The organism is Aromatoleum buckelii, from assembly GCF_012910785.2.
GTDB lineage: Bacteria > Pseudomonadota > Gammaproteobacteria > Burkholderiales > Rhodocyclaceae > Aromatoleum > Aromatoleum buckelii.
Window position 1 is genome coordinate 1,771,840 of record NZ_WTVH02000010.1, and the last position, 12,248, is coordinate 1,784,087.

The window sequence follows — 12,248 nt, forward strand, 5'->3', positions numbered from 1 at the left end:
GTTTTTCGTGCTTTCGAAAGTCTCTGGCACGCCTCTCGCTATTCCCCTTGTTGTCGTGCCCGGTAATTGCGCCGGGAGGATCGGAGAAACCACAAGGCAAGGCCGACTGAACTGAGCGGCGAGACGAGAAACACACGACAAGTCTAAAACCCTGGTGTACCTGTTTCAGAAGTGCAAAAAGGACTGACTGGACAAGGTGCGTGATGGAGCACGAAGTGAACTGGAACCACGAGGCCACCGCGAGTATGCGCGCATCTGCGAGCGCGGCGAAGCCAGGGCCGTTCATGGAATACAAGTAGATTAAGGATTACCCGTTTCTTTCGGGCGGGGCTGTCGAGACTCCTCGCGGCCGGCAGTCAAACCACACTGGGACTTCCAAGACGATGGCGTATTCCGATTTGCGCGGCTTTCTCGCCGACCTCGGCGACGACCTCAAGCACGTGGGCGAGACGTTCGACCCGCGCTTCGAGATGGCCGCAGTACTGCGCGGGTTGCCGGCGGAAGCGCCGGCGGTGATGTTCGACAAGGTCACCGGCTACCCCGGCGCACGCGTCGCCGGCAACCTGATCGCGAGCCGCCGCCGCATGGCAAAAGCCTTCGGCACGAGCGAAGAACGGCTCGCGCAGACGTATCTCGACAACAAGGCGCACGTGATCGCCCCGGTCGCCGCGCAAGGGGCCGCCCCGGCGCAGGAAGTCGTGCATCGCGCACCCGACGATCTGCTGTCGCTGCTGCCGATCCTGACCCATCACGAGAAGGATGCTGCGCCGTTCATCACGATCGGCATGGTGCTGTGCACCGACCCCGCGACCGGGCGGCGCGGCATGGGCATCCACCGCATGATGGTCAAGGGCGGCGGGCGGCTCGGAATCCTGCTCGCGAACCCGCCGCTGTCGCAGTTCCACGCGAATTCGGAAGCCGCCGGGCGGCCGCTCGACGTCGCGATCGCGCTCGGGCTGGAGCCGGCAACACTGTTGGCGTCGGTGGTGCGCAGCGGCCCCCAGGGCCCGGACAAGATGGCCGTCGCAGGCGGGCTACGGGGCGCCCCAGTCGAGCTCGCGCGCGCGCTAACGGTGGATGTCGAAGTCCCGGCCCGCGCCGAGATCGTCATCGAGGGCCGCGTGCTGCCGGGCGTGCGCGAAACCGAAGGTCCGTTCGGCGAGAACACCGGCTACTACTTCTCGAACCTCAGCCCGGTCATCGAAGTCACGGCCGTCACGCACCGCGACAACTTCATCTACCCCGGCCTGTGCCCGTGGTCGGCCGACGTCGACATGCTGCTGTCGCTTGCAGCCGGCACGGAACTCCTCGGCCAGCTGCAGGACATGGTCGCCGGCGTCGTCGATCTGGAGATGACCGGCGGCACGGCGGGGTTCTCGGCGGTGGTCGCGGTAAAAGCCTGCCCGCGCCACGAAGTGCGGCGGCTCGTGATGCTCGCGCTGAACCTCGACCGGCGGCTGAAGACTGTCACCGTTGTCGACGACGACATCGATATCCGCGACCCGCGCGAAGTCGCTTGGGCGATAGCGACACGCTACCTACCCGAGCGCGACACCGTGATCATCGGTGGCGCCGAAGGTTACGTCATCGACCCGAGCTCGGCCGGCAGCAGCGCCGGCTCCAAGGCGGGCTTCGTCGCGACCCGCGGGCCGGGGCCGCAATTCGACAAGGTCACGCTGCCGGCGGCGGCGCAGGCCCGCGCGCGACAGCTTATCGCAGAAATCCTGCGCTAACGGAGAAACGCAAAATGAGAATTGTCGTCGGCATTTCCGGCGCCAGCGGCGCGATCTACGGCATCCGCATCCTCGCGGTGCTGAAGAAGATCGGCATCGAAGCCGATCTCGTGATGTCGGATTCGGCCAAGCGCACGATCGTCTACGAGACCGATTACTCGATCAACGACGTCAAGCGCCTCGCCGCCTGCGTCCACGACAACAACGACGTCGGCGCGTCGATCGCGAGCGGGTCGTTCAAGCATGCCGGCATGATCATCGCGCCGTGCTCGATCAAGACGCTGTCGGCGGTCGCTAACTCGTTCAACACGAACCTCTTGATCCGCGCCGCCGACGTGACGCTGAAGGAGCGCCGCCGCCTCGTGCTGATGCTGCGCGAGACGCCGCTGCACCTCGGCCACCTGCGGCTGATGACACAAGTCACCGAGACCGGCGCAGTGCTGGTGCCGCCGCTACCGGCCTTCTATCACCGCCCGAAGACGATCGACGAGATCATCAACCAGTCGGTGACGAAAGTGCTCGACCAGTTCGACATCGACGCCGATCTGTTCAGTCGCTGGACCGGCAACGAAGAACGCGAACTCGCGAAGTCGCGGTGACGGCCATGATCATCGCCACCGCCACGCGAGCCGGCCGCCTGATCCGGATCAGCGCGCTTCACGACAGGACGACGACGATGCACCGAACCGACACGAGAATCGAACTTGGAGGCGTCGTCGCCTCCGGCCTAGGCGAAGGCAGTTTCTTCACGTCGCTCGACTGGGTCGCCGACGAATTCCGCCGCAAGCTCGGCTTCGTGCCGCACCCGGGGACGTTCAACCTGGACGTCGGCGGAGAACGCTGGCACGCCGCGCGCAAGAAGTTGGCTGCGGCGACCGGCATCGCGATCACGCCGGCGGCGGGCTTCTGCGCCGCGAAATGCTTCCCGGTGCGGGTCGCCGGGCGGATCACCGGGGCACTCGTGCTGCCGTATGTGCACGACTATCCGGCCGACAAGTTCGAGATCGTCGCGCCGGTGCCGGTGCGCCGGGTACTCGCCGTCGCGAACGGCGACAGCGTCGCGTTGCAGATCGATATCGGCCCGCAGGGCGCCGCGCTGCGAATCGGCGCCGGCCTGGACGCCCGCACAGCGCCGCAGCGTGAAATCGCGTGGCTCACACGAGGAGAACGGTCATGACCCTGCAGTTCTGTCCGCAATGCAGCACGCCGCTCGTCATCGCCCCGGTGCATGGCCGGGACCGTGAAAGCTGTCCCGCCTGTGACTATGTCGCGTTCCACAAGCCGGCGCCGGTTGTGCTCGCGATCATCGAACATGCCGAGCGCCTGGTTCTGATCCGCCGCAAGCTGGCCCCCCTCGCCGGCTACTGGGCGCCGCCGGGCGGCTACGTCGAACTCGGCGAGTCGCTCGAGGACGCGGTGGTGCGCGAGGCGCGCGAGGAAACCGCGCTCGAAGTCGCGGTCGATGGGCTGCTCGGGGTGTATTCGCAGGCCGGCGTGCGGGCGATGATCCTCGCCTACCGCGCCCACTCGACCGGCGGCGAGCCGGCTCCTGGCGACGACGCCGGCGAACTGTGTTTGGTCGCGCCGGGCCAGTTGCCAATGCAGCGCCCGCCCACGGGTGGCGAGCCGCTCGACCACTGGTTCTTCGCCGTCATCCGCGACGTAACGACCCCGTGGCAGTGGGGGCGCCGTCCCAGTACCAGAACGATGACTGGGAGATAGTCAAAAACGCTCTCATCGCAGGCCCACCAGCTTAGGCGCTGCAGCCCTCATCCGTCACCCCCTGAGTGATCGGCAAAGCGCCACGCCGGCCCTGATATTGTTCTATACAGCCATCTTGAATACGGTTCCGTCATTTTTCGAAGAAGCCACTGAAACCGAGAAGATCGATTCACTGCGCCTGTTCCGGACGGGCCTGCATCACCGCGGGGTGACGTCAGCCCCGATTTTCAAGCAGCAAAGCAACGCATCACCACTACAGAAAACATCAAGGAGGAGACATGAAACTCAATCGGATCTGCCTGGCGGTAGCGCTGTCGGGGTTGACGATAAGCGGAGCAGTCGCGAAGGAAGGCGGCGACCAATATCCGAACGGCAGCGAGAACTGGCTCGCTGGCGCACTGCCGCCGCCGGGCGATTATTTTCTGAACTACTTCGGCTATTACGACGGCGACCTGCGCGACGGCGACGGCGACAAGGTGCCTGGCGCTTCCGTCACCGCGTGGTTCGACGCGCTGCGCTGGGTCAAGGTCACGAACCAGCAGATCCTCGGCGGCAACTGGGCGATGCACGCGATCCTGCCGGTCGTGCACCAGGAACTGGAGCTTGGCGCCGGCGGCAAGACGGTCAGCGGGCTCGGCGACCTCGTGTTTTCACCGTTCGTCGTCGCGTGGCATTCCGGCAACTGGCACTGGGTCGCTGCGCTCGACTTCTACGCGCCGACCGGCAAGTACAAGTCGGGCGAGCCGCGAAAGAGCATCGGCGCGCACTACTGGAGCGTAGAACCGGTGTTCGCGGCGACCTGGCTGTCGGAGAGCGGCTGGGAAGTGTCGGCCAAGTTCATGTACAACATCAAGGCGAAGAACAAGGATTTCCGCCCCGCGCCGGGCGCGCCGAAGATGGACTACGAGTCCGGCGACGAACTCCACATCGACTACCTCGTCGGCAAGCGCTTCGGGCCCTGGGGGGCGGGCCTGTCGGGCTACTACGTGAAGCAGACGACCGACGACGAGCTCGACGGCCGCAAGATCCCGGCGGCGATCGGCCCGTGGTCCGCGGGGCGCCGCGGCGAGGTGTTCGCGATCGGCCCGAGCGTCAGCTACACGACGAAAGGCGGCACGCTGCTGGTCGCGCAGTGGCAGCACGAAACCGAAGCCGAGAACCGCTTCCGCGGCGACAAGGCCTGGTTCAAGCTCGTGACGCCCTTCTGAATCCGCGGCTCACTTGCGCGGTATCGCCGTCCGTTTCCGGATCCTGGTCCTTGCTCGGCTCCGGTACGGGCCGGGCTCCGTTACCGGGTCAGGCTCCGGCCCCGGCACCAGCGGTGTAGGCGTGCCGCTGGTCGGCGACGACGCGCCGTTGGCCGGCCGGGGCATGCACGAGGCGGTTGCGCCTGAAATGCACGCGACGGCGCGGTCATCGGCACTTCCTCATGGTCAGGTCGAAGTGTCGCAACTCTCACCTTACCGACGTTCTCCGATCACGCACCGGTCGCGCGCGCCGTGGCGGCCCGCAGGGCCGCCACGGCGAACACATCCCCCCTCAAGTTCTTACACCGCTTCCCGGAACACGCCCTTGAGCTGCCTGATTTCTTCGGACCACTCATTCCTGGAGAACGGCTTCCGGGTTGGTGGTTGGAATACACAAGCGCTTGAACTCTGTGGGAGTTCTCCGGCCGAGGTTCGAGTGCGGTCGAAGGTCATTGTAATGTCGGCGCCATTCCTCAATCACGACCTTGGCCTCGAAGCGGTTCCGAAACCATTCCATCGACAAGGCGTAATGCGGTTGGAGCGCAGCGGGATGGCCGTCTGCGCGCTTGCTTCGATCGCTTCGACCAGTGCATTTGCATCGTAGCCCTTGTCGGCAATCAGAGCACCGCAGCGCGAATTGGCGACCAGATCCTGAGCGCAATCGATGTCGGCGATCTGCCCTGCGGTAAGCATCAGGCGCAGCGGGTTGCCAAGCGCGTCGACGGCGAAATGCAGTTTGGTGCTCAGTCCGCCTCGCGAACGTCCGAATGCTTGCGGATCTACTTTTTTTGGGCGCCTGCGGCGTGCGGGTGCGCGAACGATGGTGGCGTCGATGAAGACCCGCTCCAGCTCGAAATCGCCAACCAGCGCTTGTGACACTCGATCCCATACGCCGGCATCGCGCCAGCGCGCAAATCGGACGTACGTGGAATGCCAGTCGCAGAACTCGCGCGGCAGATCGCGCCACGGACTACCGGTCCGTGCGATTCAAAGGACCGCCTCGACGAATAAGCGGTTGTCCTTGGCGGTGCGACCAGGATCGCTTGCCTTGCCTGGCAACAGTTGCTCGATCTTCTTCCGTCGTTCATCCGTCAGCACCATCCGACGCATCCTGATCTCCGCCCAGAGATCAGGATGTAAGCACAAATCAGTGAATGTGAACAGCCCTGAACAGCCCCTAAGCAGCCGGTTCTTTTGTCGAAAACCGGGGCCACCTCCCGCCACCGACATCAGAGCGCGGACGCCCAGCATTCCGGCTTGCCCCATACGTGCGCGCAGGGGACGTGTGGGCCGCGGGGGGGATCTGCTCAGCATTCTTTGCCGCGCTCTCTTTCATCCTCCCTACCCGGGGCCGCCAGCGCGAAGCGGTCGATGCGATTGACATCGATCGGACGCGCGTCGGCCCCACGGTTTGGCGCAGATGCAGGCGAGCAACCCGCACCGCTAGGCATCGAAGCGGCGGACGTCGAGCATCGCTGCTCTCAATCCGACCTACGCTTCATCACGGCTACCCCTACTTGCTGGAACTCGATCAGCCGATCGTCCATATGTCGCCGCCGTGCAGCAGATCCGCGAGCCGCCCGCGCCCCTTCGCTTCGCGCGTATTTTCATGCAGCTGCGCGTTCAGCTCGTCGCAGGTCGGTTGGCGCACCGCGCGGAACACGCCGAGCGGCACTGGGAGCTCCGGAGACTCGAACTGCGACAGGAAGAACGCGAGCCCGCTGTGCATCGCATGCTCGTCATGCACGACGAGCTCCGCTTCGCTCGCCACGCCGTCGCCGAGCGTAACGACCTCCGGCTCCATGCCGGCGAGCCGGATACCCTGGTCGGGGTTTTTCCCGAACACGAGCGGCTTGCCGTGCTCAAGCATGAGCCGCGCGTCGTCGCGCGTGGCCTTCTCGGTCAGCGCGTTGTGCGCACCGTCGTTGAACACGATGCAGTTCTGCAGGATCTCGACGAACGCCGTGCCCTTGTGCGCTGCCGCGCGTGCGAGCACGGACGCGAGATGCGGCAGGTCGGTGTCGACCGAGCGGGCGACGAAAGTCGCACCGGCGCCGAGCGCGAGCGCGACCGGCGAGAACGGCCGGTCGATGCTGCCGAGCGGCGTGCTCTTGGTCTTCTTGCCCATTTCTGAAGTCGGCGAATACTGGCCTTTCGTCAGGCCGTAGATGCGGTTGTTGAGCAGGATCACCTTCAGGTCGACGTTGCGGCGCATCGCGTGGATGAAGTGGTTGCCGCCGATCGCCAGCGCATCGCCGTCCCCGGTGACGACCCACACCGACAGCTCGGGCCGAGCGAGCTTCAGCCCGCTCGCGATCGCCGGCGCCCGCCCGTGGATGCTGTGCATCCCGTACGTGTCCATGTAGTACGGGAATCGGCTCGAACAGCCGATGCCGGAGATGAAGGCGAAGTTCTCGCGCGGGATGCCGAGCGTGGGCAGGAGCTTCTGGATCTGCGCGAGGACGGCGTAGTCGCCGCAACCGGGACACCAGCGCACGTCCTGGTTCGATTCGAAGTCTTTTTTCGTCAGCGCGACGGGTGCGGACATGTCGTTCATGATGATCTTCCTGTAACGGTGGGGCTCGTGGACGCGGTGCAGCGCGCGCGTCAGCTCAGTTCGAGGATGCGGTCATGGACTTCGCTGACCTTGAAGGGCTTGCCCTGCACCTTGTTCATCGGCACGACCTCGCGCAGGTAGCGTTCGCACAGCAGCTTCGAGAGTTGCCCCATGTTGAGTTCCGGCACCAGCACGGTCTTGTAGCGCCCGAGCAGCTCGCCGAGGTCCGGCGGCAGCGGATTCAGGTGACGCAGATGCACGTGCGCGACCGAGCGACCGTCAGCCTCCGCCTTTTCGCGCGCCTGCGCGATCGTGCCGTAGGTGCTGCCCCAGCCGATGACGAGCAGGTCGCCGGACGCCGGCCCCTCGATCGTCGTCGGCGGGATGTCCTGCGCGGTGCCAGCCACTTTCGCGGCGCGCACTTCGACCATGCGCTGGTGGTTCAGCGGATCGTGCGAGATGTTGCCGCTGAGGAAGTCCTTTTCCAGGCCGCCGACGCGGTGCTCCATGCCCGGCGTGCCGGGGCGCACCCAAGGGCGCGCGAGGTTTTCGTCGCGCGCATACGGCTGGAAGCCTTCAGGATCGGTGCGGTAGCTCACCTCGACTTTCGGCAGGCTCGCGACGTCGGGAATCCGCCACGGCTCGGCAGCGTTCGCGATGCCCCCGTCGGTCAGGAGGATCACCGGCGTCATGTACTTGACCGCGATGCGAAACGCCTCGATCGCGCAGTCGAAGCAGTCGGAGGGCGAGCGCGCGGCGATGACCGGGATCGGGCATTCGCCGTTGCGCCCGTAGATCGCCTGCAGCAGGTCGGACTGCTCGATCTTCGTCGGCAGGCCGGTCGACGGGCCGCCGCGCTGCACGTTCACGATCACCAGCGGCAGCTCCAGCATCACCGCGAGGCCCATCGCTTCGGTCTTCAGCGCCATGCCGGGGCCGGACGTCGTCGTCAGCCCGAGCGCGCCGCCGTAGGCCGCGCCGATCGTCGAGCAGATGCCGGCGATCTCGTCCTCGGCCTGATAGGTCGTGACGTCGAAATGCTTCAGCGCGGACAGCTCGTGCAGGATGTCGGTCGCCGGCGTGATCGGGTACGAACCGAGGAAAAGCCCGACGCCGGACGACTCGGACGCGGCGACGAAGCCGAGCGCCGCGGCATGGTTGCCGGTGATGCTGCGATAGACGCCGGGTTTCGCCGCCGCTTCGCGCACCTGGTAGGTCGCGGCGAAGATCTCGGCGGCGTCGGCATACGCGAAGCCGGCGCGCAGCGCATTGACGTTGGCGTCGGCGAATTCAGGCTTCTTCGAGAATTTCTCGTAAATGTCGGCGATCTCGTCCTCGATCGGCCGGCCGTACAGGCACAGCATCAGGCCGAGCGCGAAGTAGTTCTTGCAGCGGCCGACTTCCTTCTTCGACAGGCCGGACTCGCGCAGCGCCGCCGCGGTCAGCGCCGAGATGTCGATCTTGAAGAGCCGGTAGCCGTCGAGGCTGCCGTCCTCGAGCGGATTGCTCGTGTAGCCGGCTTTCGCCAGGTTCGTGTCGGCGAACGCGCCGGTGTTCGCGATGATGATGCCGCCGTGCTTGACGTCGGCGAGGTTCGTCTTCAGCGCCGCCGGGTTCATCGCGACGAGCGCGTCGGGCGCGTCGCCGGACGTGAATACCTGACGCGACCCGTACTGGATCTGGTAGCCGGACACGCCGAACAGCGTGCCGGTCGGCGCGCGAATTTCAGAGGGGTAGTCGGGGTGAGTCGCGAAACCGTGCCCGGCCTTCGCGACGGCTTTCGAGAATTCTGAACCGGTGAGCTGCATGCCGTCGCCGGAGTCGCCGACGAAACGGATCACGACGCTGTCGAGCGCCTCGACGACACGCTCGCGCAGTCGTTCCGTCCCCGACATGGCGTCGCCGCGCACCGCCTTATTTTCCCGTTCTCTTACGAATACTAGCTCCAGCTCGGACATACATTCCTCCTCGGGCAAACCGACGGCCTGTGTCACCGCGCACTCGCGGCGTCCCGTCGGCCACTGTGATTGCCTATCAACTGTTTGAAGTACACCTGTCTTGATCTTGACCAAGCGAAGCGAAAAACGCCGCGCCGGCGACGCCGGCGCCTCTGTCGCGCAGCGACCGTTGCGTACGGAGAATCGGGTCCCAGTTGAACCAGCGCAGCGCCAAGAGCCGCGCGCTCCTCGAAACACCCGTTCGGAAGATCGAGCCAGCGCGCACTGAAACAAATTTGTTCAGCGGTCTCCAGGAGTTCTCCAATTCATTTCTTCCTTTTCTTCGACTGGACCTCTTGGCTCTCTTCGGAGACGCGATATCCGGCGGACCGGAGAGCAAGAACCACCTGAACCATGTCGTCGTGCTGGAATCGAAGAACCACACGCTTTTCACGGTCGGAATTCCCCTGTGTCAGGCAAATGTCGGCGATAGGATAGACGGCATAGACCACCGCTCCGGCCTGTTCGGCGACCGCTGTAATCCTTCCAAGCGTTCCGTGCCCGATTTCGATCGGCGCCAAGGTAACTCCCGCCCAGCGCTCGAATGCTCCGAGGAACTGAGCCGAGAGTTTAAAAACCTCATTCGCGCTGATTACGCCGACCACGCGCCCGACCACCTCTTCCTCATCGACCACAGGTAGCTGGGCATGGCCCAGCTCTTGTCCGATGAGTAAGCAGTGCTCGATGGTGTCGTCAGGCGACACCGTCACGGGGTTTCGCACCATCACGTCACGCACGCGCAGCCGGTTAACAAAATAGTCGAACTCATTCGGATCCTGGGTACGTGCGACGTGATCCGACGCCCGCAAACAGCTCGCACGGGTAACAAGCCCCCGCAGCCGACCGTTGTCCACGACCGGCAACGCATGCAAGTTCTTCTCCGCAAGAATGCGCTTCGCCTCCGACACGAGCGTACCGCTGGTGACGGTAATGGGGTTCTTCTGCATCCAGTTACGAACCAGCATATCCCCTCCTCATCTTCCCAGCGGCGTTTTCGCTCCCTCGCCCTATCACGCGGTCAAGGCATCCCGCTCGACAAAGAAGCGCTTGGACTTCATCTCGAAACGCGGCAGCGTGTCGCGCGGCACGACGCGCACCCGGGGTCGGAATGAAAGCAGCGTGTCCAATTTCTCGGCGATGGCTTGAGCCAAGCTGGCATCAGCACCGTTCGCGAGCTCCACCTCCACTTCCATCTCATCCATGAACTTCACCGTGCGCACCACGATGCGAAACTCGTCCACCTCTGTGAACTTTCGGATGATGTTCTCCACCCCGGCCGGAAAGACGTTGACGCCCCGAACCGTAATCATGTCGTCAGCGCGCCCGACGATGCCGCCCTCGAAGCGCAGAAAAGTCCGACCGCATTCGCATTGATCAAGGTTTACCTGCACCACGTCGCCGGTACGATAGCGAACGATCGGGAACCCCCAGCGGCCTAGGTTGGTAATGACTAGTTCACCGCGGTTGCCCGGAGGCACGGATTGACCCGTCTTCGGGTCGAGCACTTCAGCGATGTACTCGCTTTCGATCAGGTGCGTGCCCCCGGGCTGGCACTCGCATTCAAAAGAGTGCGGGCCCACTTCCGAAGCTCCTGCGTGGTCGAAACACTTGGCGTTCCAAGCTTCCTCGATGCGCATCTTGGTGGACGGAATGCTGGCGCCCGGCTCGCCCGCGTGAACGGTCGTGCGCAAGGGAATGGAGCGCGGATCGAAGTTGATCTCACGGCCCACTTCGGCAAGACGCAATGCGTAAGTCGGGGTGCAGGCAAGCACGGTCGCACCCATGTCGCGCATCAGTTCCAGCCGCTGCTGCGAGTCCCGCCCACCGCCAGGGATAAGCGTCGCGCCGATCTTGCGAGCCCCTTCCACTGCCCCCCAAAAACCGATGAAGGGACCGAAAGTAAACGCTACGAACAGCCGATCTGCGGCGGTCACTCCCGCACCGGACAACACATAGCCCCAACAGGTACCCATCCAGTCCCAGCTCTCATTGGTGTCGAGCACCTTGAGCGGCAGCCCGGTCGTCCCGGAAGTCTGGTGTACTCGCACGTAGGCTTCGAGGGGATAGGTACAGTTGGTGCCGAAGGGGCGGTTTCGGGCCTGATCCTCCATGAGTTCGCTTTTCTTGGTCATCGGCAAGCGGGCCAAATCGGCTAGGGACTTGATATCTCCAGGGTGCACGCCAGCCGCTTTCCACTTTTTCGTGTAAAACGCATTCTTGCCCCAAAGCTCACCCATCATGGCCTGCAATTTTTGCAGCTGCAGCGCCTCGAGCTTTTCGCGCGGCATGGTTTCCAATTCTTGATTAAAGTACGCCATTGACTCACTCCTCCCAAAAGTTCTGAAAAACCCCTACTCGACTTTGACGCGCACCTCGGACGGATCTGCGGGGCCAAGCAGTGCGCACCGACAGATATCGCTGCACCTCGGCGCTATACCGCCGTAAACTCCTGGATGACGTTGTAAAACCAATAATCCACAGCGGAGCCATTTACCGGTATCTCCTCGGGGAAAAATATCGGCGTCATGGTTCAGTTTCCCTAATAATCGCTAACATCAATCCGTACGCTGATCTGGTCGCCGTCATATATTCGAAGCGCACTGCGCAAGTGCGCAGGCGCGACCACCTCGAGTTTGTCGACTGGGTAAGTGTCGATCTCGGGAAATACTGCAGCCCCCCGCACTTCGTCCCCGAGCGAGAGCAGAAAACATTTGGCTCCGCAGGCCCCCGATTCAGGCGTGATGACGATGCCCTTCCCGGCGAGCAGGCGCCGACGCGCCCGCTCCCAACTGGCGCCTTGCATCTGCAGATTGAGGGTGCCCGGATAGGGAGCGAAACCAAGCTTGTCGCGAAACTCTCGCATCACCCACTCCATCTGCGTAAAGCCGGCTGCCTTATCGAGTCCTGAGCAAACCAGACCTTTCAGTTCCAGAATCTCTGCGCTCATCCAAGCAACTCCATCGACACCGCGCGGGCATTTGCTTCCGCCGCC

General features: G+C 64.1%; 11 protein-coding genes and 1 pseudogene. 5 read left to right on the forward strand and 7 right to left on the reverse strand.

Features of this window, described 5'->3' with window-relative positions; translation table 11 throughout:
* Positions 1–383 precede the first annotated feature (383 nt).
* From GO608_RS19030 to GO608_RS19050, 5 genes are all read left to right on the forward strand, one after another.
* On the forward strand, positions 384–1,733 hold the full coding sequence (locus tag GO608_RS19030; RefSeq protein ID WP_169198952.1) for a UbiD family decarboxylase: 1,350 nt from the start codon (positions 384–386) through the stop codon (positions 1,731–1,733).
* 14 nt (positions 1,734–1,747) lie between these two features.
* Positions 1,748–2,332, forward strand: coding sequence for a UbiX family flavin prenyltransferase (locus GO608_RS19035; protein WP_169198951.1), 585 nt, complete (start codon positions 1,748–1,750; stop codon positions 2,330–2,332).
* A gap of 5 nt (positions 2,333–2,337) precedes the next feature.
* Complete coding sequence (locus tag GO608_RS19040) at positions 2,338–2,910, forward strand: CTP-dependent riboflavin kinase (protein ID WP_247003327.1); 573 nt, start codon at positions 2,338–2,340, stop codon at positions 2,908–2,910.
* Positions 2,907–3,455 carry an NUDIX hydrolase gene (locus tag GO608_RS19045; protein ID WP_169198950.1) on the forward strand — a complete coding sequence of 183 codons (549 nt, stop codon included), beginning with the start codon at positions 2,907–2,909 and terminating at the stop codon, positions 3,453–3,455. The genes GO608_RS19040 and GO608_RS19045 overlap by 4 nt, the downstream gene beginning before the upstream one ends.
* Before the next feature lie 278 nt (positions 3,456–3,733).
* Positions 3,734–4,663 carry a SphA family protein gene (locus tag GO608_RS19050; RefSeq protein WP_169198949.1) on the forward strand — a complete coding sequence of 310 codons (930 nt, stop codon included), beginning with the start codon at positions 3,734–3,736 and terminating at the stop codon, positions 4,661–4,663.
* Between the two features lie 391 nt (positions 4,664–5,054).
* Here GO608_RS19050 and GO608_RS19055 read toward each other — a convergent pair.
* The 7 genes and pseudogenes from GO608_RS19055 to GO608_RS19085 all read right to left on the reverse strand — a co-directional run.
* Positions 5,055–5,225 (reverse strand): annotated as a pseudogene (locus tag GO608_RS19055) (integrase core domain-containing protein); the annotation flags it as partial.
* Entirely contained in the window at positions 5,180–5,689 is a 510-nt protein-coding gene (locus tag GO608_RS19060) for an IS5 family transposase (protein WP_169198986.1), read from the reverse strand. The gene GO608_RS19060 and the pseudogene GO608_RS19055, both read right to left, overlap by 46 nt.
* Before the next feature lie 544 nt (positions 5,690–6,233).
* Positions 6,234–7,259 (reverse strand): 2-oxoacid:ferredoxin oxidoreductase subunit beta, encoded by a 1,026-nt coding sequence (locus GO608_RS19065; RefSeq protein WP_169198948.1) that lies wholly within the window; start codon positions 7,257–7,259, stop codon positions 6,234–6,236.
* A gap of 50 nt (positions 7,260–7,309) precedes the next feature.
* Positions 7,310–9,217, reverse strand: a complete 1,908-nt coding sequence (locus tag GO608_RS19070; RefSeq protein ID WP_247003329.1) for a 2-oxoacid:acceptor oxidoreductase subunit alpha — start codon at positions 9,215–9,217, stop codon at positions 7,310–7,312.
* 305 nt (positions 9,218–9,522) lie between these two features.
* Positions 9,523–10,221, reverse strand: a complete 699-nt coding sequence (locus tag GO608_RS19075; protein WP_169198947.1) for a CBS domain-containing protein — start codon at positions 10,219–10,221, stop codon at positions 9,523–9,525.
* 45 nt (positions 10,222–10,266) lie between these two features.
* Positions 10,267–11,574 (reverse strand): phenylacetate--CoA ligase family protein, encoded by a 1,308-nt coding sequence (locus tag GO608_RS19080; protein ID WP_169198946.1) that lies wholly within the window; start codon positions 11,572–11,574, stop codon positions 10,267–10,269.
* A gap of 221 nt (positions 11,575–11,795) precedes the next feature.
* Positions 11,796–12,203 carry a DUF120 domain-containing protein gene (locus GO608_RS19085; RefSeq protein WP_169198945.1) on the reverse strand — a complete coding sequence of 136 codons (408 nt, stop codon included), beginning with the start codon at positions 12,201–12,203 and terminating at the stop codon, positions 11,796–11,798.
* Positions 12,204–12,248: the final 45 nt, after the last annotated feature.

Coding starts and splice junctions, on each gene's coding strand:
- GO608_RS19065 (WP_169198948.1), bottom strand. CDS start 7,259: ATGAACGACATGTCCGCACCCGTCGCGCTGACGAAAAAAGACTTCGAA.
- GO608_RS19030 (WP_169198952.1), top strand. CDS start 384: ATGGCGTATTCCGATTTGCGCGGCTTTCTCGCCGACCTCGGCGACGAC.
- GO608_RS19050 (WP_169198949.1), top strand. CDS start 3,734: ATGAAACTCAATCGGATCTGCCTGGCGGTAGCGCTGTCGGGGTTGACG.
- GO608_RS19040 (WP_247003327.1), top strand. CDS start 2,338: ATGATCATCGCCACCGCCACGCGAGCCGGCCGCCTGATCCGGATCAGC.
- GO608_RS19085 (WP_169198945.1), bottom strand. CDS start 12,203: ATGAGCGCAGAGATTCTGGAACTGAAAGGTCTGGTTTGCTCAGGACTC.
- GO608_RS19080 (WP_169198946.1), bottom strand. CDS start 11,574: ATGGCGTACTTTAATCAAGAATTGGAAACCATGCCGCGCGAAAAGCTC.
- GO608_RS19045 (WP_169198950.1), top strand. CDS start 2,907: ATGACCCTGCAGTTCTGTCCGCAATGCAGCACGCCGCTCGTCATCGCC.
- GO608_RS19075 (WP_169198947.1), bottom strand. CDS start 10,221: ATGCTGGTTCGTAACTGGATGCAGAAGAACCCCATTACCGTCACCAGC.
- GO608_RS19035 (WP_169198951.1), top strand. CDS start 1,748: ATGAGAATTGTCGTCGGCATTTCCGGCGCCAGCGGCGCGATCTACGGC.
- GO608_RS19070 (WP_247003329.1), bottom strand. CDS start 9,217: ATGTCCGAGCTGGAGCTAGTATTCGTAAGAGAACGGGAAAATAAGGCG.